15 protein-coding genes are annotated in these 21266 nt (G+C 68.5%); 7 read left to right on the top strand and 8 right to left on the bottom strand.

The window, feature by feature from the left end; genetic code table 11:
• Positions 1 to 70: 70 nt before the first annotated feature.
• Entirely contained in the window at positions 71 to 1303 is a 1233-nt protein-coding gene (locus ACQEVY_RS40570) for a MalY/PatB family protein (RefSeq protein WP_432954903.1), read from the top strand.
• Between the two features lie 235 nt (positions 1304 to 1538).
• The gene (locus tag ACQEVY_RS40575) at positions 1539 to 3167 is read left to right on the top strand and encodes a glycoside hydrolase family 43 protein (RefSeq protein WP_432954904.1); all 1629 of its coding nucleotides are present in this window, start codon (positions 1539 to 1541) and stop codon (positions 3165 to 3167) included.
• Positions 3168 to 3258: 91 nt separating this feature from the next.
• On the opposite strand, the gene ACQEVY_RS40580 is transcribed toward ACQEVY_RS40575, so the two are convergent.
• The 8 genes from ACQEVY_RS40580 to ACQEVY_RS40615 all read right to left on the bottom strand — a co-directional run bounded on the left by ACQEVY_RS40580 (position 3259) and on the right by ACQEVY_RS40615 (position 12943).
• Positions 3259 to 4197, bottom strand: coding sequence for a carbohydrate ABC transporter permease (locus tag ACQEVY_RS40580; protein ID WP_432954906.1), 939 nt, complete (start codon positions 4195 to 4197; stop codon positions 3259 to 3261).
• A complete protein-coding gene (locus tag ACQEVY_RS40585; RefSeq protein ID WP_432954907.1) occupies positions 4197 to 5081 on the bottom strand; it encodes a carbohydrate ABC transporter permease in 885 nt (294 codons plus the stop codon). Before ACQEVY_RS40585 ends, ACQEVY_RS40580 begins: the two co-directional genes overlap by 1 nt.
• Before the next feature lie 10 nt (positions 5082 to 5091).
• Positions 5092 to 6426, bottom strand: coding sequence for an ABC transporter substrate-binding protein (locus tag ACQEVY_RS40590; protein WP_432954909.1), 1335 nt, complete (start codon positions 6424 to 6426; stop codon positions 5092 to 5094).
• 389 nt (positions 6427 to 6815) lie between these two features.
• Positions 6816 to 7901: a LacI family DNA-binding transcriptional regulator gene (locus ACQEVY_RS40595; RefSeq protein WP_432954911.1), complete on the bottom strand. Its 1086-nt coding sequence runs from the start codon at positions 7899 to 7901 to the stop codon at positions 6816 to 6818.
• Between the two features lie 120 nt (positions 7902 to 8021).
• Positions 8022 to 9035, bottom strand: coding sequence for a hydroxyacid dehydrogenase (locus ACQEVY_RS40600; RefSeq protein WP_432954912.1), 1014 nt, complete (start codon positions 9033 to 9035; stop codon positions 8022 to 8024).
• A gap of 310 nt (positions 9036 to 9345) precedes the next feature.
• A complete protein-coding gene (dgoD, locus tag ACQEVY_RS40605) occupies positions 9346 to 10491 on the bottom strand; it encodes a galactonate dehydratase (protein ID WP_432954914.1) in 1146 nt (381 codons plus the stop codon).
• Between the two features lie 38 nt (positions 10492 to 10529).
• Complete coding sequence (locus tag ACQEVY_RS40610) at positions 10530 to 11336, bottom strand: SDR family NAD(P)-dependent oxidoreductase (protein WP_432954915.1); 807 nt, start codon at positions 11334 to 11336, stop codon at positions 10530 to 10532.
• 365 nt (positions 11337 to 11701) lie between these two features.
• Positions 11702 to 12943, bottom strand: a complete 1242-nt coding sequence (locus ACQEVY_RS40615; RefSeq protein ID WP_432954917.1) for an ROK family protein — start codon at positions 12941 to 12943, stop codon at positions 11702 to 11704.
• Between the two features lie 172 nt (positions 12944 to 13115).
• On the opposite strand from ACQEVY_RS40615, the gene ACQEVY_RS40620 reads away from it, so the two are divergent.
• The 5 genes from ACQEVY_RS40620 to ACQEVY_RS40640 are packed head-to-tail and all read left to right on the top strand — an operon-like array spanning position 13116 to position 21258.
• Positions 13116 to 14465: an extracellular solute-binding protein gene (locus ACQEVY_RS40620; RefSeq protein ID WP_432954919.1), complete on the top strand. Its 1350-nt coding sequence runs from the start codon at positions 13116 to 13118 to the stop codon at positions 14463 to 14465.
• Complete coding sequence (locus tag ACQEVY_RS40625; RefSeq protein ID WP_432954921.1) at positions 14462 to 15460, top strand: carbohydrate ABC transporter permease; 999 nt, start codon at positions 14462 to 14464, stop codon at positions 15458 to 15460. The genes ACQEVY_RS40620 and ACQEVY_RS40625 overlap by 4 nt, the downstream gene beginning before the upstream one ends.
• Positions 15457 to 16356 (top strand): carbohydrate ABC transporter permease, encoded by a 900-nt coding sequence (locus tag ACQEVY_RS40630; RefSeq protein WP_432954922.1) that lies wholly within the window; start codon positions 15457 to 15459, stop codon positions 16354 to 16356. Before ACQEVY_RS40625 ends, ACQEVY_RS40630 begins: the two co-directional genes overlap by 4 nt.
• 34 nt (positions 16357 to 16390) lie before the next feature.
• Positions 16391 to 17923, top strand: coding sequence for a glycosyl hydrolase family 28 protein (locus tag ACQEVY_RS40635; RefSeq protein WP_432954924.1), 1533 nt, complete (start codon positions 16391 to 16393; stop codon positions 17921 to 17923).
• On the top strand, positions 17920 to 21258 hold the full coding sequence (locus ACQEVY_RS40640) for an alginate lyase family protein (protein WP_432954926.1): 3339 nt from the start codon (positions 17920 to 17922) through the stop codon (positions 21256 to 21258). The genes ACQEVY_RS40635 and ACQEVY_RS40640 overlap by 4 nt, the downstream gene beginning before the upstream one ends.
• Positions 21259 to 21266: the final 8 nt, after the last annotated feature.

Raw genomic sequence — 21266 nt, forward strand, 5'->3', positions numbered from 1 at the left:
TCCGGATTCCGCCCCGCAGCCACGACCACCCGGACTGCCGTATCGCCCGCGGAGTGGAGAAGGGTTTCGCATGACCACCAGAAGGGCAAAAGCCATGCCCACCGCCACCGCAGAGTACGGTGCCGACCCCGACTTTGACACGGTGTACGACCGCGCCCCTTTCGGGTCAGCCAAATGGGCAAACCAATGGGACGAATTCTCCCCGCGTGTCCGGGGCGAGGATCTGCTGTCGCTGTGGACGGCCGACATGGACTTCCGGGCGCCGACGACCGTCATCGACCGCCTGCGCGCCGCTGCGGACCACGGTATCTACGGCTACACCCTGCGAGACCCGGAACACTTCCAGATCGTGCAGAACTGGTTCACCGTCAGGCACGGCTGGACACCACCGGTGGAAACGCTCCTCCCGGCCCCTGCGATCATGTCCTCGGTCGCAGCAATCTTGCGCACCTTCACCGCCCCTGGAGATGGGGTGATCGTCCAATCACCGGTCTACTCGCCGAACTTCGAGGCTATTACCGGTAACCAGCGGCGGCTGCTCGTGAACCGGCTACGGCTCATCGACAACCGCTACGAGTTCGACCTCGACAACCTGGCCGAACTGGCCGCATCCGGCGCGAAGGTGCTGTTGCTCTGCAACCCCCACAATCCCTCGGGCCGGAGCTGGACGGCCGACGAGTTGCTCGCCGTGAACGACATCTGTGCGCGCTACGACCTTCTGGTGATTTCCGACGAGATTCACTGTGACATCCGACTGAACGGTCGGCCCCACGTCGTCTACGCCTCGATCAGCAGCGACGCCGCCCGCCGAGCATTCATCTGCACTGCCCCCACGAAGACGTTCAACCTAGCCGGCCTGCCATCGGCCACGCTCTCGGTTGCCGATCCAACCATGCGCTCGGAACTGCTGAACGTCATGCGGGCATCGTTCATGATCAACGCGCACTACTTTGGTCGTCTGGCCTTGGAGACCGCCTACACGACGGGTGGTCCGTGGCTCGACCGGCTGACCGACTATCTCAAGGGCAACGTGGCCTTCGTGCACGAGTTCGTCCAAGAGCGCCTGCCCGAGATCACGCCGATGCCGCCGGACGCATCGTTCCTGGTCTGGCTGGAGGCTCGTGAACTTGACGCTCGTGTGGGCGGGCTGCACCAGTTCCTTGTCGACCGTGCAGCTGTCAATCTCTACGACGGCCGGGTCTACGGCCCCGGAGGAGAGGGTTACGTCCGACTCAACATCGGTTGCCCCCGGATGGTGCTGACTGAGGCGCTCGAACGCATCGATCGTGCGCTGTCGCGATAGCGCTCCTCGACCCCACCGCCACGAGTGACTACCGCGAAAGTTTCGAATAGCGCAGCTCAAGCTCCGGAAATATTGACTCGATAGCAACCGGTTCCTAAACTAAGCGTGCTCAAGCTGATCATCTTCCTTCTGCTGGCGAAGCAGATCGTTACGGGGGGATGCAGGGCGCCGTCAAGGGCTGACCCCACCCCCGTAAGCCACTTGAGCCACCTGAGTCATCTGTGAAAGGACCGGCATGATCTCGGGCCACCTCCGCAACCCCGTGCTGCCCGGTTTCCACCCGGACCCGAGCATCCTGCGCGTCGGCGCGGACTACTACATCGCCACCTCGACCTTCGAGTGGTACCCGGGCGTGCCCGTGCACCGCTCGAAGGATCTCGTCCACTGGGAGCCGGCCGGTCACATCCTGGACCGCCCGGATCTGCTCGACCTGCGCGGAGTCGCCGACTCGGCCGGCGTCTGGGCGCCTTCACTGTCGTACCACGACGGGCAGTTCTGGCTGGTCTACACGATCGTCCGCACCACCGGGCGCCCCTTCAAGGACCTCGACAACTACCTGATCACGGCGCCGTCGATCGAGGGCCCGTGGTCCGAGCCGGTGTTCCTGAACTCCTCCGGCTTCGACCCGTCCTTCTTCCACGACGAGGACGGCCGCAGTTGGCTGCTGAACATCCAGTGGGACCCGCGCGACGACCGTCCGTCCTTCGCCGGGATCCTGCTCCAGGAGTACGACTCCGACAAGCGGGCCCTCATCGGACAGCCCCGCACGATCCTCCAGCACGACGAGCTGATCGAGGGCCCCAACGTCTACCGCCGGGACGGCTGGTACTACCTGATGCTCGCCGAGGGCGGCACCGGCTGGAACCACGGCATCCTGATGGCCCGCTCACGCGAGCTGACCGGACCGTACGAACTCGACCCGCTCGGCTCGTTGTTGACCACCCGGGACACCCCGGACTGGCCACTCCAGAAGGCCGGTCACGGCGAGCTGGTCGAGACGCCGGCGGGGGAGTGGTACCTCGCGCACCTCGCCTCCCGCCCCGTAAAGACGCCCGACGGGCCGCGCTGCGTTCTCGGCAGGGAGACCTGCCTGCAGCGCGTGACGTGGACGGACGACGGTTGGCTGCGGCTGGCCGACGGCGGACGGCGGCCGAGCCTGGAGGTCCCGGCACCCACGGGGGTGGAGCCAGGATCGCCAGGCCCGGCCGCCCGGCCTCCGGCCCGTGACGACTTCAACTCGCCATCCCTGGACGGGGGTTGGAGCACTCTGCGGGCCCCCGCGACCTCCGGGTGGCTGACGCTCGGCGAGCGCCCCGGGCATCTGCGGCTGCGTGGCCGGCAGAGTCCGCAGTCGCTCTTCGACCAGAGCCTGGTCGCGCGGCGGCTGACTTCGGTGCGGTGCGAGGTGACGACGGTCGTCGACTTCCGCCCCTCCCACTTCAGCCAGCGCGCGGGCCTCATCTGCTGGTACGACACGTCGACGCACTACTACCTGCGCCTCACCCGCACCGAGGGAAGGGGGCGCGTCCTGGGCGTGGTGCTCACCGATGACGGGGCGTACCGGGAACTCCAGGAGTCCGAACTCGACGTCGATGACTGGCCGTTGGCGTACCTGCGGGCCCGCTTCGACGGCACGGAACTGCGCTTCTTCGCGTCCCCTGACGGGACCGACTGGCAGGCCGTGGGCCCGGTCCTGGACGCGAGCAAGCTCTCCGACGACTACGGGAACCGGTTGCGATTCACCGGCGCTTTCGTCGGGATCTGCGCACAGGACCTGGGCGGGACGCGCGCTCCGGCCGACTTCGACTGGTTCGAGGTGCGGGATCTGGACGGCGGAGAGGGCGGGGACGGCGGGCAGGAGTAGGGGTTCTCCGTCAGTAGTGCCTGGCGAAACGCCTCGGCGGTCAGCGACGAAGTTACGTCGCTGACCGCCGAGTTGCGTTCCAAAAGCTTGGCTACTTGAGCGCGCCCAGGGTGACGCCGCTCCGCCAGTAGCGGCGCATCGCGACCATCATGATCGCCATCGGGATGATGGACAGCAGCGCACCGGTCAGGACGAGGCTGGTCACGTCGATGCCCGACTCCAGGCGTTTGCCGGACCAGTTGTACAGACCCAGGTTGAGCGTCCAGTTCTCCTCGCCGCGCAACACGGTCAGCGGGAGGAAGAAGGCGTTCCAGGTGTTCACGAAGGCGAGCAGGAACACCGTGGCGCCGCCCGTGGTCATCATCCTCAGCACGATGCTGAAGAAGATCCGCAGCTCACCCGCGCCGTCGATCCGGGCCGCCTCAAGCAGCTCGAACGGGATCGTGGCCTCCGTGTAGACCTTCGCCAGGTACACGCTGAACGGGTTGATCAGGCAGGGGATCAGCATCGCCCAGGGGGTGTCGACCAGGCCGATCTCCGAGAACATCAGGTACAGCGGCAGGGTGAGCAGCGCGATCGGGATGAGGAAGGAGCCCACCACGGCCGCGAACACCACGCCCCGCCCGGGGAAGTCGAAGCGGGCAAGCCCGTAGCCCGTGAGGAGGGCGATGAGGGTGCCGCCGAGGGAGCCGACTCCCGCGTACAGGAACGAGTTGGCGGTCCAGCGCAGGAAGATGCCGTCCTCGTAGGTGAACACCTGCTGCAGGTTCTCCCACAGGTGGAAGCCGGAGAACCACAGCCCGTTGCTCTGGTACAGCCCCACGCGGTCCTTGGTCGCGGCGATGATCAGCCAGTACACCGGGAACAGGCTGTAGACGCTGGCCAGGACCAGACCGACGAGGATGAACCGCTGCCCGCCCCGTGAACGGGCAGCGGGGTCGGGGCGGGTGCGTCGCCGCATGGCAGGCCCGTTGGGTGGCACGGCGGCGGTTTCCGTGCCCTTTTCCTTACGGTTTTCCGTCAGCGCCATCAGTCCACCTCCCTCGAGGTCAGTCGGTAGAAGACGAAGGACGCCACACCGAGGATCAGGGCGAGCAGCACCGACAGGGCCGCGGCGTAGTGGTAGTTGCCGGCGTTGAACGCCTGGTTGTAGATGATCATGATCGGGGTGAAGCTGTCGCTGACCGTCTGCGGCGTCACGTTCCGGAACAGCGCGGGCTCGTTGAAGATCTGCAGCATCTGGATGATCGACAGCAGAGCGGTCAGGACGAGCGCCCCGCGCACGAACGGGATCTTGATGCTCAGCGCGATCCGCATCTCGGAGGCGCCGTCGAGCCGGGCGGCCTCGAAGAGGTCACGGGGTACGCCCTGCAGCGCCGCGTAGATGATCACCATGTTGTAGCCGATGCCGTGCCAGGTCAGCAGGTTGCCGATGGCCGGCCACACCATCGAGGGCGCGAAGAAGTTCCAGTCGAAGCCGAACAGTTCGCCGAGCGGAGTCAGCGGGCCCACCTCGGGGCTGTACAGGTTGACCCACACGATGGCGGCGACCACGCCGGGGATCATGTACGGAATCAGCAGCAGGATCCGGAACCGGCCGGCCGCCTTCGAGGTGACCGCGTCCAGGAACAGCGCCAGCACCAGGCTGATCAGCAGCATGAACGGGATCTGCACGCAGGCGAACAGCACCACCCTGAGGATGGATGTCATGAACGCCGAGTCGGTCAGCCCCTGCTGGTAGTTCTCCAGCCCGACGAACTCCCTGGTCGCGCCACCGAGACCGAGCCCGGACTGCTTCTGCAGGAACAGCGACTGGTAGACCGCGTAGCCGATCGGAAGCAGGTAGAGGAAGACGAAGCCGAGCTGGAAGGGCACCGTGAACGCGGCACCCTTCCAGCGCAGTGAGCGAATCATGAAGTGTGCCTCAGCCCTTGACGCTGATGCCGCGCTGCTTCAGGTCGTTGACCGTCCACTGCTGCATGTGGTCGAGAAGGTCGGTGACCTTCTGCTCCTTGTTGACGACCTTGGCCCACTCGTCCTGCATCTCCGTGAACATCGCGGTCCAGTTCGGGCCGAAGGTCCAGTCGGTGTTGATGGTGCTCAGGCTGTCCGTGACGATCTTCTTGGCCGGCTCGTAGTTCTTGCCGAGCAGCTTCTCGGAGATCGCCTCGGAGACGTACGCGTCACTGTCGGCCAGCGCCGGCATCACACCGCTGCCGGTCTCGGGGCTCGCCATAGTCTTGACCGCGCCGGTGTCGGTGGACATCCACAGCGCCGCCTGGGCGGCCTGCTCCTTGTTCTTGCACTGCTCGGACACCAGCGTCAGGTTGCCGCTCTGGTTGGTGCCGGCCGGAGTCTTGGGTGCCTCGCCCTTGAAGGTCGGCCACGGGGACAGCGCCCAGTCGCCGAAGGACTTGGTGAAGTTCTGCACCATGCCGGACATCTGCCAGGTGGAGATCTGCCGGGTCGCGGTGCCGCCGTTGTCGTAGTTGCGCTGCACGGCCGCGTAGTCGGCGAAGGAGAGCTTGGAGTTCAGGTCGTTGTCGATGATCTGCTGGATCACGTCGGCGGCCTTCAGGGTGCCCTCGTCCTTGAAGTTCACCGCCCAGGAGTCGCCCTCGACGGAGTACCACTTGGCTCCGGCCTGCATCGCGAGCACCTCGAGGGTGCTCGGGTCCTCACCGGCGTAGTTGGTGACCTTGATGTCGTGCTTCTTCAGTTCCTTGCCCGCGGCGATGAAGTCGTCCCAGGTCTGGGGCGGCTCCAGGTCGTACTTCTCGAAGATGTCGGTGCGGTAGATCGTGAAGGCGGGCGCCGAGGCGGTGGGAACGCCGTAGACCTTGCCCTGCACCTGACCGGTGGCCCACGAGCCGGGGTTGAACTTGTCCTTCTCGCCCTCGACGTACTCGGTGATGTCGGCGAGCGCGCCCTGGGAGACCCAGCTCGTCACGTACTCACCGGTGTTCTGCATCAGACACGGAGGGTTGCCGGCCTTGACGGCGTTCGTCAGCTGCTTCTGCATGGTCAGCTGGTCGGTGACCTTGGTGTACTTCAGCTGGATGTCCTTGTGGCTGGCGTTGAACGCCTTCACGACGGCCTCCTGGCCGTTGGCCCAGCCCCAGAAGTCGAGGGTGACCGGACCCGAGGACTCGGCGGGCTCGTCGTCTCCGGATCCGCCGCAGGCGGCGAGCAGACCTGTCAGGGCGATGCCCGCGACAGCGGCGCGAGCGAACCTTCTCCGGGGGTTGGTGAAGTTCATCGTACGGTCATCCTTCGAGGCGTAGACGATCGCGGAAGAGGGGTGGCTCGGTGGGGCGACGGCGAGCGGGGAAGACGTCGGCTCGTGTCTCGGAAACCCTCTGGCGGAAGCTGTAGAAAACGGTTGCTGTGAAACGTAGGTCGCCTGCTCTGTTTCACGCAAGAGTCCGACGGCAAATTGTTAAGTTCGGTTGTCGGCGATGTGGCAGGTCGTCGTGGTCGCGTGGTGCCCGCGCATGGCAGCGAAAGCACAGGTCAGCGGTGCGCAGGCGCGGGCTTGTGGCAGTCCGGGGGCGCCCTCGAGCGCTTTCGATCGACTTAGAAGCCGTTTACGTAACAGCAATCATCAGACCTGTTACGACTGCCGTGCTGGTGGCACCTACCAGGCCCTTAAGGCACTGGCGGAGGCTGGACGGACTGCCGTACGACGACGTGCGTGCCCAGCACCACATGGTCGCCGTCGCCGCCCCTCCGGCGGCCTGCACCGCTCTCGCGCCGGTTGGCCACCGCACGCAGCGCTACGCGGCCCATCTCCTCGTACGGCACGTGGACGGTGGTCAGTTGGGGGGTGAGCTGCGAGGCCAGCGGGATGTCGTCGTAGCCGACGATCGACACGTCCTCGGGCACCCTGAGCCCGCCCGCACGCAGGGCCTGCATGGCGCCCGCGGCGACCACGTCGGTGCCCGCGAGCACCGCCGTGAAGTCAAGCCCGAGACGCAGGCTCTCCTCGACGGCGTCATACCCGTGCTCGTAGTCGTACGGGCCGTGCAGCACCAGCTTCGGGTCGAAGGGCACCCCGTACGCCTCGAAGGCCCGCTGGGCGCCGTTCAACCGGCCCTGGGCGGTGGTGAGTTCGGCGTGACCCGGCAGTACCAGGACGCGGCGGTGGCCGGCGGACAGGAGGTGGCTGGCCATGGCGTAGGCGCCGCCCTCGTTGTCGTAGTCCACCGTCGTCGCTGGTACGTCGCCCTCCAGCGGAGGCCTGCCCACCAGGACGAGGTGCGAGCCGGCCGCGTCCAGGGAGCGGGCGAAGCGGGCCATCCTCAGCTGGTACTCGTCGTAGTCGTAGGCGCCGCCGAGCAGGATCACCGCGGTGACGCCCTGCTGGCGCATCAGGTTGACCAGGGCGAGTTCGCGTTCCGGGTCGTCTCCGGTCGTGCCGACCAGCGAGAGCCAGCCGCGCAACGAGGCCGCGCCCTCCACTCCCTTGGCCACGTGGGTGAATGCGGCGCCGGTGATGTTGTTGATGAGGATGGCCACCGTCGGTGTGCCGCCGCCGGCGAGTGAGCGGGCGTGGGCGTTGGTGACGTAGTCCAGGTCCTGGACCACCTTCATCACGCGGCGGCGCAGTTCCTCCGACACCGGATAGTTGCCGGATAGCACGCGCGAGACGCTCGCGACCGAGACGCCCGCCCGTGCCGCCACGTCCCGGATGGTGGCCCGTCCGGAGTCACCCGACGCCGTGCGCTCGCTCACCGTTGCGGCTCCTTCTCCGTTGCGACTCCCCACCGGGCGATTGGGGCCTCTGCCCCGGGCCGGTGCTGGAACCGTATCCCATTGTTTCTCCGAGGCGGTGGCTGGTGCTCGGGGCCGGGATCAGGCGACACGGGACAGATCTGCGTGCCGTACCTCGTGGGCCGGTGGCAGGCCCGCGGAAACGCGTTCCAGCTCCTCGACGACGATGCCGCCGAGGCGGGCCAGCTCATTGCCGAGGGAGCCGGCGATGTGCGGGGTGAGGAAGACGTTGGGGAGTTTGTACAGCGGGGAGTCGGCGGGCAGTGGTTCGGGTTCGGTGACGTCTAGGATCGCGCTCAGGCGGCCGCTCGTCAGTTCGTCGGCGAGAGCGTCGGGGTCGACCAGGGCGCCGCGGGAGGTGTTGATCACGACTCCGCCGTCCCTGATGAGGGCGAGCTTGTCGCGGTCGAGCATGCGGTGGGTCTCGGGGATGTCGGGGGCGTGCAGGCTGACGATGTCGCTGCGTCTGAGCAGGTCCTCGAGCGACAGCAACTCGGCGCCCAGCGAGGCTGCTTCGTCCGCGTCCACATAGGGGTCGTACAACGCGACGGACAGGTCGAAGGGCCGTAGCAGTTCCAGCAGTCGGCGGCCTACGCGTGAGGCGCCGATGATGCCCACGCGGCGGCCGAGATTGCCCGTGGCCGCGGTCTCGGCGGTGGACGGGTAGGCGTGGGTGTCCCGGAAGCGCTCGCGGTGCGCGAAGGTGTCCTTTCCGGCGAGCAGGATCATGGAGAGGGTGTACTCCGCGACCGGCAGCGCGTTGCCGGTCACCGCGCTGGAGACGGTGAGCCCGCCTTTCCACAGCGCCTCGCCGACCAGCGAGCGGACCGAGCCCGCGGCGTGCAGGACGGCGCGCAGGTTCGGGGCGGCGGCGAGGACGTCCTCATCAAGGTGGGGGCAGCCCCAGCCCGTGATGAGCACCTCGGTCCTGGCCAGTGCCGCGGCGGCGTCGGGGGCGGTGAAGTCCTGTACGACGAGCGAGGTGTCGATCTCGGCGACCTGCTGGAGCCGTGCCATGAGCGGCGGAGGAAAGAGCAGAGGGAGGTGCACCGGATCCATGGCGAACACGGCCCTCGGCAGCTGGGCGCTGGACATGACTCTCCTGAGGTGCTGGGGAAACGTTTTCTGAAAGCGTCTTCTACCGTAAGTCTGACGCATAGGGCGGTCAATGCGCAGGGTGTTCCCTGGGTCCGGTGATTCGCGATGGTGCCGGGCGTAGGCGCCAATGCCGCGGCAGGGCGGCGTAGCAGCTAGTGCGGCGTATCTGCCGCAATAGGGCGGTCAGTTCTCCAGCTGCTGTGCACGGTGACGGAACCATTGAATCTCGTCGTAATCGGTTACTCCAACCGGTTGGCGCGAACCGGACCAGGCTCTGCGCGGCGCACCGCTTGGCACACCGTTCGGTTCACCACTCGGCGAAGGAACCGTCCTCGTGGCGCCAGATCTGGTTGCGCCAGCGGTGGCCCTCGGTCGCGGCCTGCCGCACCGCCGCCTCGTCGATCTCGATACCGAGGCCCGGCCCGGGCGGGGGCGTGACGTGGCCGTCGGCGTACTGGAAGACGGCCGGGTCGACGAGGTGGGACAGGAGCGGGTTGTCGTACGGGGCGTGCAGGCTCAGGCTCTGCTCCTGGATGAGGAAGTTCGGGGTCGCGAAGTCGATCTGCAGACTCGCGGCGAAGGCGATGGGCCCCAGCGGGCAGTGCGGGGCGAGGGTTACGTCGTACGTCTCGGCCATCGCGGCGATGCGGCGTACCTCGGAGATGCCGCCCGCGTGCGACAGGTCGGGCTGGGCCACGGCTATCCCGGTGGGCAGTACGTCTCTGAAGTCCCAGCGGGAGTAGAGGCGTTCACCGGTGGCGAGCGGGACGGCGGTCGCGGCGGCCAATGGGGCCAGGTCGCGGGAGAACTCGGGCAGCACCGGCTCCTCGACGAACAGCGGCAGCAGCGGCTCGACCAGCGGCAGGGTGCGGCGGGCCATGCCGGTGGAGAGGCGGCCGTGGAAGTCCACGGCGATATCCACATCCCAGCCGACCGCCTCGCGCAGCGCCGTGAGGCGGGCGACGATGCCGCGGACGGTGGCGGGGGTGTCGAGGTGGCGCAGTTGGTCGGAGGCGTTCAGCTTGACTGCCGTGTAGCCCTCGGCGACGGCCTGGTGTGCTGAGTCGTTCAGTTCGCTCGCTGTGGCGCCGCCGAGCCAGCGGTAGACGCGGACGCGGTCTCGCACCGGGCCGCCGAGCAGCTCGTACACGGGTACGCCGAGGGACTTGCCCTTGATGTCCCACAGGGCCTGGTCGATGCCGGCCAGCGCGCTGGACAGGACCGGGCCGCCTCGGTAGAAGCCGCCCTTGGCGAGGACCTGCCAGTGGTCCTCGATGCGGCGCGGGTCGGTGCCGATGAGGAGGTCGGAGAGTTCGGCGACGGCCGCGGCGACCGTTTCGGCGCGGCCCTCGACGATGGGTTCGCCCCAGCCGACGATGCCCTCGTCGGTTTCGATCCGGAGGAACAGCCAGCGCGGCGGGACACGGAATGTCTCCATCTTGACGATCTTCATGGGGCCTCTCTGGTCGGGCGGGGTCGCCGCGCGTGGTCTCAGGACCGGATGCTCCAGCCGCCGTCCACGGGCAGGGCGGCGCCCGTGATGAACCCGGCCTCCGGCGAGGCCAGGAACGCGACGGCGGCGGCGACCTCCTCCGGTTCGCCGAATCTGCCGAGGACCGTGCGCGCGGCTTCGGCGCGCCGGCCTTGCTCGGGGGTACGGGCCCACTGGGGGGTGGCGATCGGGCCTGGCGCCACCGCGTTGACGCGCAGGTGCGGGCCGTACTCCACCGCCAACTGCCGTACGAGCGCCTCCAGTCCGCCCTTCGCGGCGGCGTACGCGGTGAAACCCGGGGCGCCCGTGCGCCCGTGCACGGAGGAGACGGCGACGACGCTGCCACGGGCCGCGAGCAGGGGCGCGTGCAGGGCCCGCACTCCGAGGTAGGTGGCTTTCAGGCAGACGTCGACGACCCGGTCCCAGTCGTCCTCGGCCAACTCGTGCGCGGCGCCGGTGATCAGCGCGTACGCGTTGCTGACCAGGACGTCGACCCGCCCGTACTCGCCGAGCACGACCTCGGCCAGCCGCCGCCAGTCGTCAGCGACGGCCACGTCACAGCGCACGTGGCGGGCGCGCTGCCCCCGCGCCCGGAGCTCCGCGGCCACGCGCTCGCCTGCCTCGTCATCGACCTCCGCGATGACCACGGCGGCCCCTTCGGCGGCGAGCCGCCGGGCGCAGGCGGCGCCGATACCGCTACCGCCGCCGGTGACGATGGCTACCTTGCCGTCGAAGCGGGTGGGGGTGGGGGCGGAGTGTGGCGGGATCGCCGGGTCCGTGGGGTCCTTCGGGACCGCTTGGTCCATCGGCTGCGTCGGGTCCGTCGCGTCCGCCGGCGCCGGCGGGTTAGTCGGGCGCCCTGCGGGCGTCGTCGCCGCGGCGCCTGCCCGGCCTGGGGGCTCCGTCCGGGCTGCGGTGCCTGTCTGGGCTGGGGGCTCTGTCGGGGCCGTCGCCTCCGCCGGGGCCGACGGGCGCCCGGCGGGTGTCGCCGTCGCGGCGCCGGCCAGGCCTGAGGGTTCCGTCTGGAATGGGGGCTCCACCCGGACGGCGGCGCCAGCCTGGGTAGAGGCTTCAGTCTCGCCTGCGGCCTCAACTCGGCCTGCGGCGCCCGCCTGGCCCGCAGCCCCCGGCCGCCCCACCCCCTCGCCCAGCCCCCGCCCCGTACCGCCCTTCACGCCGTCGCCCCCTTGGCCGCCACCTGGTTCAGTGCCGCCGCCAGGTCCGGCGTCTCGCTCAGTACGAGCGCCGCGCCTCCGAGCGCACCGACTCGGGCGCCCAGGCCCGACTCAGCGGGCACGTCACGGCCCAACTCCGCCTGGACCACGTCCACTTCGCGGACCAGGGCGAGTGCGTAGCGGCGGATCGCCGTGCGCATCGGGGTGAGGAGGAGTTCGCCGGCGCGGGACAACTCGCCGCCTACGACGATGCGTTCGGGGTTGAGGAGGTTGCACAGGTTGGCCAGGGCCTGGCCGACCACGGTGCCCACGTCGGCTAGCACCCGCTCGCCCGCGCGGTTTCCGGCGAGTGTGCGGTCCAGCATCTCGTCGAGGGTCAGGGTCTCGCCGAAGACGGGGCGCAGCGCGGCGAGTACGGCCGGGATGCCGGCGCGCAGTACGAGGCAGCCGCGGTTGCCGCAGCGGCAGGCGGGGCCGTTGACGCTCACCGAGACATGGCCCAGCTCGCCCGCGGCGCCGACCGCCCCGCGGTACAGGCGTCCGTCGAGGATCAGCCCGGAGCCGATGCCGCTGGACAGGCCGAAGTAGAGCAGGTTCGCCACCGAGCGGCCCGCGCCCCAGCGGGACTCGGCGACGCCTTCGAGGCGGGTGTTGTTCTCCACGGTGACCGGCAGCCCGAGCGCCCGCTCGAACTCGTCGGCGGCGTGCACATCCGACCAGGGCTGCCCCGGCAGGGACACTCCGACCACTCCGGTACCGCGGTGAATGGGCCCCGGGACTCCGACGCCCACGCCGAGGACCTGTCCTCGGCCGAGTCCCTCCTCGTCCAGGAGCCGCTCGAGGATCGACGCACCGGCCGCGATCCGCTCGGCCGGCCCGGTGTCGGGATCCAGGGCCGTACCGGCGCTCGCGACCTCCCGCGCGGAGAGGTCGCCGAGGTGCACCCACACGCCGTCGAAGGTGTGGTTCATCCCGGCCACGACGGCCGCACGCGGATTGACCGACAGCAGATCACCGGCACGTCCGTCGAGATCAGCAGTCGGTTTGCGCTCGGTTTTGGCGACCAGACCGCGCTCCATCAGCTCATTGGTGATCGTCGACACCGTCGTACGGGAGACGCCCGCCAGCCGCGCAAGCGCGGCCCGATGCAGGGGACCTTGATCGAGCAGCAACGCCAGGAGCTGCTCCTGGTTGGTTCGCCGCAGACTCCGGAGCGACCCTCCGGCCTTGTGGCTCATGTCGCCGAGGTTACCCAGACTTTTCGAAAGTTCGTCAAGACTCTTGACGCAGATTCCAGACAGGAAGAAGCTCTGCCCACCTGGCTCCATAGAAACCGGTTGTCCAGAGTCGCTCGGCTCCGTGCCGACTCCCATCGGCCTGCCCAACTCCCAGCAAGAAGGTGAGGCGTACATGCACGCACACCCTGGTGCTCCTCCCAGCCGCCGCCGATTCCTCGCCCTCTCGGCGGGCGGTGCCGCGGCCGGAGCGGCGGCCCTCAGCGGCTGCGCGCTGTCGACGGCGGGAGCCGCACCCGGCGGCGGCGAGAGCGTCACGATGATGGTCAAACTCGACGACATCTCCCCGGAGCTGATCCAGCAGGCCCAGAAGGAACTCGGCATCAGGATCACCGTGGTTCAGGACGACATCACCCGACTGATCGCGATGCTGACCAACGGCAACCCTCCGGACCTGGTCCGCGGCCTCGGCGCCCTGGACGCGCCGTACTTTGCCGCCCGGGGTGTGGCCGAGGACCTGGACCCGTACTTCGCCAAGTCGACCATCCTCAGGACCGACGACCTGGACCCGGCCAACGACGTGTGGCGCTTCGACGGCACGACCCAGGGCAAGGGCCCCCGCTACGGCATGGCGAAGGACTTCTCCCAGGACGCGATGTTCTGGTACAACACCGCGCTCTTCGACAAGGCGGGCGTCGACTACCCCTCCGACACCGAGCCGATCACCTACGAGGAGTGGCTGGAGAACGCCAAGCGGCTGGTCCAGCGCAAGAACGGCCAGACCACCGTGTACGGAGGCAGCTACAACGGTGTGAACCTCACCATCCTCCTGACGAACCTGACGGCCGCCGCCGGAGGCAGCCTGTTCTCCGATGACTTCAGCCGGGTCGACTTCACCAGCCCCGAGGCCCGCAAGGCCCTGACCTGGTACGTCGAGTACGCCAAGACCAAGACCGGGCCGAGCCTCATCCAGCCCAACCCCGACACCTGGGACGGCCCCACCTACGTCGCGAACCGCATGGCCATGTCCGGCAACGGCTACTGGCTCGGCGGCATGATCAACGCAGACCCGAAGATCGCGAAGATCTCCCGCCTCGCCCCCGCACCCGTCTTCGAGGGCGGCCCACGGCTCAGCTCCTGCCAGGCCGGCACCGGCATGTGGATGCCGAAGAAGGCACGGAACAAGGACGCGGCCTGGCGGGTCTTCGAGTGGTTCTTCGGCGAGGCGCCGGCCAAGGGGCGCGCGGAGGGCGGCTGGGGGATACCGACGCTCAAGTCGCTGCGCCCGCTGATGCCGCAGAAGGAGGACTACCAGAAGCGGGTCTTCAAGGTGCAGGAGGCCGAGTTGGAGCACTTCTCGGTGACCCCCTTCACCCCTTACGCCAAGTGGGACGGCATGGAAGCCCTCATCAACCAGGTCTTTCCGGCCGCGATGAACGGCCAGGTCTCCGTCGACACCCTCGCGGGACGCCTCAACTCGGCCCTCAACGAGCAGCTGAAGCGCGGTAAGGAGCAGGTGGGATGACAGTCGGCCAGATCCCCGAGGTCGCCGAGCGGCCACGGGCCGTCGCAGGCACCGGCGCCGTACGCTCCGGCGGCGGGTCCCGGACCTCCATGACCGCTCGCCGGCACCGGGCGTTCTACATGTTCACCTCGCCCTGGATCGTCGGCTTCCTGCTGCTGACCATCGGCCCGATGGCGTACGCGCTGTGGCTGAGCTTCACCACGTTCGACGGCATCTCGCCCAACTGGCGCTACGTCGGACTCGGCAACTACCAGGAGCTGCTCTCGGACCCGGTGACCTGGGACGCCCTGGGGCGTGCCGGTCTGTTCGCGATCACCTCGGTACCGCTGTCGATCATCGCGGGCATGATGCTCGCGGTCCTGGTCAACCGGCCGCTCAAGGCGCGCGGCCTGTGGCGCACCCTGCTCTACCTGCCTGCCGTGGTGCCGCCGGTGGGTGCGGGCCTCATCTTCAAGCAGCTCTTCAACCGGGACTCCGGCGCCACCAACGGTGTCCTCAACATCTTCGGCATCGACGCCATCGCCTGGCTCGACGACCCGTACGCCCGCTACGTGATCCTGATGACGGTGCTGTGGGCGGCCGGAAACATCATGATCATCTCGCTGGCAGGGCTCCAGGATGTACCCCGCGAGCTCCACGAGGCGGCCCGGATCGACGGGGCGAGCGCCTGGCGGACCTTCCGCAGCGTCACTGTGCCGCTGCTCTCGCCGGTCCTGCTCTTCCAGGCCGTAACCGGGATGATCGCCTCGGTGCAGACCATCATGCCGATGCTGCTCGCCGCCAACGCCACCCCGGCGGGAGTCACTTCGATCCCGCAGTCCAACTACATGTACATGATGCACGTGTTCGCGCAGTACTTCGCGCTCGGCCGCTACGGCTACGCCTCCGCACTCCTGTGGGTGCTCTTCGTCCTGATCCTCATCGCGACCGGCCTGATCTTCAAGTTCACGTCCGGTGTGGTGTTCTACAACGTCGACCCGGAGGCGAAGAAGTGACCGCCACCACCGTGCCCCCCAAGGCCCCGCGGACCTCCATGGAACCCAAGACCCCAGATTCCGGGGGCCGGGTGCGAGTACGCAAGTCCCGCCTCGTCCTCTATACCGTGCTCGTCGTGATCACCGGCCTGATGCTCGGCCCCTTCGGCTGGCTGATCCTCACCGGTCTGAAGACGACGCCCGAACTGGCGGCCTCCCCGGTGCGCTGGCTGCCCGAGAACTTCCAGTGGCACAACTTCGCCGATGCCTTCACCGCCATCGACTTCCTCGGGTACTCCCGCAACTCCCTCATCATCTCCCTGATCTACGCCACCCTGGTCACCCTGAGTTCCGCCTGGGTCGGCTTCGGGTTCGCCCGACTGAACGCACCCGGCAAGAAGATCCTCTTCGGGGTGCTGCTCGGCTCGATGATGCTGCCGCAGATGATCACGCTCTTCCCGACGTACCTCATCTTCGCGAAGGTCGGCATGGTCGACACCTACTGGCCGTGGGTGCTGTGGGGGCTGTCCGCCGCTCCGTATCTGGTCTTCCTCTTCCGGCAGTTCTTCGCCGGGATGCCGAAGGAACTGGAGGAGGCCGCGATCATCGACGGCGTCGGCTACGCCGGGATCTTCTGGCGGATCTTCCTGCCGCAGTCCTGGCCGGTCCTGTCCGCGAGCTTCGTGATCGCCTTCACCTGGACCTGGGGCGACTTCATCGCCCCGATGCTGCTCCTGTCCAGCGACAAGACCACGCTCTCCGTCGCCATCATGACCTCCTATGTCACGGACGGCGGACTGCCCGTCAACAACCTGCTGGCGGCCGGCTCCGTGATGTACGTCGTCCCCATCCTGCTGATCTTCCTCGTCGCCCAGCGCGGCTTCGTCGCCGGGATGTCCACGACCGGACTGAAGTAGTCCCTCTTACCGAACCTTTTGCAAGGAGTTACGCATGAACGCGCCCCTGTCACGCCGGACCACCCTCCAGGCCGCCGGTGTCATCGCCGCCGCCGGCCTGGCCGGCAGCATCGCGGGTACCGCACAGGCCGCCGCGGCGGAGGAGGACGGCACCGCCGGCGACAGCGTGGTCATCCATCCGACGCTTCCGAAGGTGCCTGTCAACAACTCCTACACCGTCAAGGTCCGGCCGCTCGGCGGCACCTGGCAGAAGCTCGGCGTCTACCTCGCCAAGCTCGCCCTGATCGACGCGAACACGGGCAGCAACAAGGCCCAGAACTCCTCCTGGGCCGCCTTCGACTTCTCCGGCACGGTCGAGGTCGAGGTCACGTACAACCCGGGCGGCGGCGAGAAGATCCGCATCCGCCCGGACTCGTACGGCATCAAGCCCGAGGTGCTCGGCAGCACCGCGCGCTTCACCCTGGACCGGCCCCGCAACCTCGTCGTCCAGGTCGACGACAAGATCTTCGACTGCCTGCACCTGTTCGCGAACCCGCTCGAGCAGGACGTGCCCGCCGAGGGCGACAAGAAGGTCATGTACTTCGGGCCCGGTCTGCACACCCACCCCGACCGGACCCTGAAGGTGCCCACCGGCACCACCGTCTACCTGGCCCCGGGCGCCGTCCTCACCTCCGCCGTGATCTTCGAGGGCGTGGAGAACTCCCGGCTGATCGGCCGCGGCGTGGTCTACGACACGACCGGCGGCGCGGTCTTCGTCCGCAAGTGCGAGAACGTCACGATCGACGGCGTCACGATCCTCAATCCCCGGTACGAGAACATCAGGGTCGCCGAGTCCAAGAACCTCACCATCAAGAATCTGCGTGCCTTCAGCCACCAGGGCTGGGGTGACGGCATCCAGCTCTACTGCTCCGAGAACGTCACGATCGACGGCTGCTTCCTGCGCACCTCCGACGACAGCATCGCCCTGTACACCCACCGCTGGGACTTCTACGGCGACACCCGCAACATCACCGTCAAGAACTGCACCCTCTGGGCCGACGTCGCCCACCCGATCAACATCGGCGTGCACGGCAACACCGACACCCCCGAGATGCTGGAGAACCTGACCTACGAGAACATCGACATCCTCGACCACCGCGAGCCGCAGGTGACCTACCAGGGCGCCATCGCCTTCATGGTCGGCGACCACAACCTCGTCCGGGACGTCAAGTTCGACAACATCCGCGTGGAGGACTTCCGCTGGGGTCAGCTCATCCACATGCGGGTCGAGTACAACCCGAAGTACAACACCTCGGCAGGCCGCGGCATCGAGAACGTCTACATCAAGGACCTCAGCTACAACGGCAAGAACGCCGACCTCTCGATCATCGCCGGCCTCGACGCGGAGCACGCGATCAAGGACGTCACCTTCGAGAACCTCCGCGTCAACGGCAGGGTGATCGCCGACAGCACGGGCAAGCCGAGGTGGTACCTGGCCTCGGACGGCGTGCCCATGTTCGTCAACGAGCACGTGACGAACCTGAAGTTCCTCACCACCGCCGAGGCCGAGGCGGCCGCCGCGTCATGATCACATCTGCTCCGAGTCGCCGGAACTTTCTCGGCGGCACGGCGGCCCTGCTGCTGGTGGCGGGCGCGAGCGGACTGCTCGCGCCCGGCACCGCCCGGGCGGCCGGCCACCAGACCAGTCGCACTCAGTTCACACACCCCGGCCTCCTGCATACGGTCGACGACATAGCGCGTATGAAGGCCGCCGTCGCCGCCAAGGAGTCGCCCATCTACGACGGCTACTTGGCGTTCGCCGCCCACGCCCGCTCGAAGTCCACGTACACGATCCAGAACACCGGCCAGATCACCTCATGGGGCCGCGGCCCCACCAACTTCCAGAACCAGGCGGTCGCCGACTCGGCCGCCGCCTACCAGAACGCCCTCATGTGGTGCGTCACCGGCGAGCGCGCCCACGCCGACAAGGCGCGGGACATCCTCAACGTCTGGTCGAAGTCGCTCACCGCGATCACCGGGGCCGACGGCCCGCTCGGCGCCGGACTGCAGGCGTTCAAGTTCGTCAACGCGGCCGAGCTGCTGCGGCACAGCGGCTACGACGGATGGGCGGAGGAGGACATCGCCCGCTGCGAGCGGTCCTTCCTGGACGTCTGGTATCCGGCAGTGTCCGGTTACATGCTGTACGCCAACGGCAACTGGGACCTGACGGCCATTCAAACCATCCTCGCCATCGGTGTGTTCTGCGAGGAGCCCACCCTCTTCGAGGACGCCCTCCGCTTCGCCGCGGCCGGCGTCGGCAACGGCAGCGTCCGCAACCGCGTGGTCGCCGACTCCGGTCAGGGCCAGGAGTCCGGCCGCGACCAGGGGCATGAGCAGCTCGCCGTCGGCCTGATGGGCGACGCGGCGCAGGTCGCCTGGAACCAGGGCGTCGACCTGTGGGGCTTCGACAAGAACCGCATCCTCGCCAACGCCGAATACGCCGCCCGCTACAACCTGGGCAACGACGTCCCCTTCACCCCCGACCTCGACCGCACCGGCAAGTACATCAAGACGACCGTCTCGGACCGCGTCCGCGGCAACATCCCCCCGATCTACGAGATGTACTACGCCCACTACGCCGGCGTCCGCGGCCTCGACACCCCGTACACCAAGGCCGCCGTCTTCCGCGGCACCGGCGGCGCCCGCGCCGTCGAGGGCAGCAACGACGACCTGCCGAGCTTCGGCACCTTCACTTACGCCGGCACCAAGGCACCCGCACCGACCGCGCCCACGGCTCCGGCCGGTGTCACGGCGGTGGGGGAGGACAAGGCCGTTCATGTCAGCTGGCTGCCGTCCGCCTGGGCGAGCGAGTACACCGTCCAGCGGGCGACGAACCCTGGCGGCCCGTACGAGCGCGTCGCCTCCGGCCTCGACAAGCCGGCGTACACCGACAGCGACGTCCGTGCGGGACGGACGTACTACTACAAGATCAGCGCCTCCAACTCCCAAGGGAAGAGGGACAGTTCGGGTTGGGCGTCGGCCGCCGCCGGCCTTCCCGAGCCCTGGAAGACCCTGGACATCGGGGAGATGACACGTGCCGGTTCCGCCGTCTTCGACGGCGAACGGTTCGTCCTGGAGGCGAGCGGCACCGCCGACACGTACCGGCTCGCGCACCTGCCGCTGCGCGGCGACGGCACGATCACCGCGCGCATCGTGTACCCGCTCAGCTCGCAGTACTCCAAGATCGGCGTCACCCTCCGCGAGTCCCTCGACGCCGACGCCGACGCCGCGCACGCCTCGATGCTGATCCAGGGGCTGCCGCTGCACACCTGGAGCGGTGTGTGGACGGTCCGCCCGAAGGCCGGGGCGTCCGTCTCCGCCACCGGCAGCACGCCCGTGCCGCCGACCCAGCAGCAGGCGATCACCACCGGCGCGTCGTTCCCGATCTCGAACTTGGGCACCCTGCCCGAGTCGGCGACCCCGCTCGAAGCCCCGTACGTCGAGGGTGCGGGCGACGGCTACCGGATGCGTATGCCGTACTGGGTGCGCGTCACTCGCAAGGGCCGCCGGTGCACCGGAGCCATCTCCCCGGACGGCATCCGCTGGACCGAAGTCGGCTCCAGCGAGGTCGAGTTGGGGAGCACCGCGTACGCGGGACTCGCCCTCACCTCTTCCCTCGGCGTCGACGAGGAGTACGCCGAAACTGGCACCGGCGCCTTCGACAACGTCACCGTGACCTCCAGCTCCGGTGAGGTCTGGTCCGTGCCGCGCCCCACCCGCACCGCCGGCGATCTGCGGGCGACCGCGGGCGCCGACGCGGTGGAGCTGGCCTGGACCGACCCCGACCTCTCTGCCCGCTACAAGGTGCTGCGGGCGACCGACGCCGACGGCCCCTATGTCACCGTCGCGACCGCTGTCGGCCCGATCGGCTTCGGCACCCGCATCCGGTACGCGGACGCCACCGGCCGCCCCGGAACCACGTACCACTACGCCGTCGCCAAGACCAACAGCGGCGGACGCGGCCCGCTGTCCCAGCCCGCCGGCGCGAAGATGCCGAGCCCCTCGGTGCCGCAACTCACCTCCGCGGCAAGCGCGTTCGCGAACAAGGGGGTGGCCTTCCGGTATCTGCTGCGGGCCTCGCACGAGCCCGTACGGTTCACCGCGAGCGGACTGCCCGACGGGCTGCGCGTGGACAAGCGCACGGGCTGGATCTCTGGAACACCCACCGTGACCGGCGAGTTCACCGTCACGACCAGTGCGGGCAACGCCGCCGGTGACGGGACCGGCACGCTCAAGCTCACGGTCGGCACGCCGCCGCCCGGCCCCTGGACGTACGGCGACCTCGGTGACGTGGTCCTCGACGACCGGGAGTTCGGGACGTTCGGTGTGGTGGCCGTGCGAACCCCTGGCAGTACGGCGTACGAGGACGGGACCCTCGTCGTCCGCGGTGCCGGGACCGACCTGACCGTCAACAACCAAGGGATGACAGGGCAGTTCGTACGGCGGCCGGTCACCGGTGACTGCGAGGTCACCGCCCGGCTCGTCTCCCGCGAGGGCGCGAGTGCCGATCGGGTCGGGCTGCTGATGGCCAAGTCCCTGTCACCGTTCGACCAGGCGGCCGGAGCGATCGTCACGGGCGGGACCGCCGCGCAGCTGATGCTCCGTACGACTGTGGCCGGACGATCGGCGTTCACGGGCAACGGCACGGTCACCGCCCCCTGTCTGCTGCGGCTGAAGCGCGCTGGGACCGCCTTCACCGCGGCCGTCTCCACCGATGACGGCGCCACCTGGACCGCCCTCGCCACAGGCGAGGTCCCCGGCTTCGGTGACGCCCCCTATTACGTGGGCCTCGTTGTCTGCTCACGCGACCCCCTGGCCCGCAGCACCGCGCGATTCAGCGAGGTGAGCATCACCCCGATGTAGATCCCCTA

Source organism: Streptomyces sp. CA-288835, from assembly GCF_050936385.1.
GTDB lineage: Bacteria > Actinomycetota > Actinomycetes > Streptomycetales > Streptomycetaceae > Streptomyces.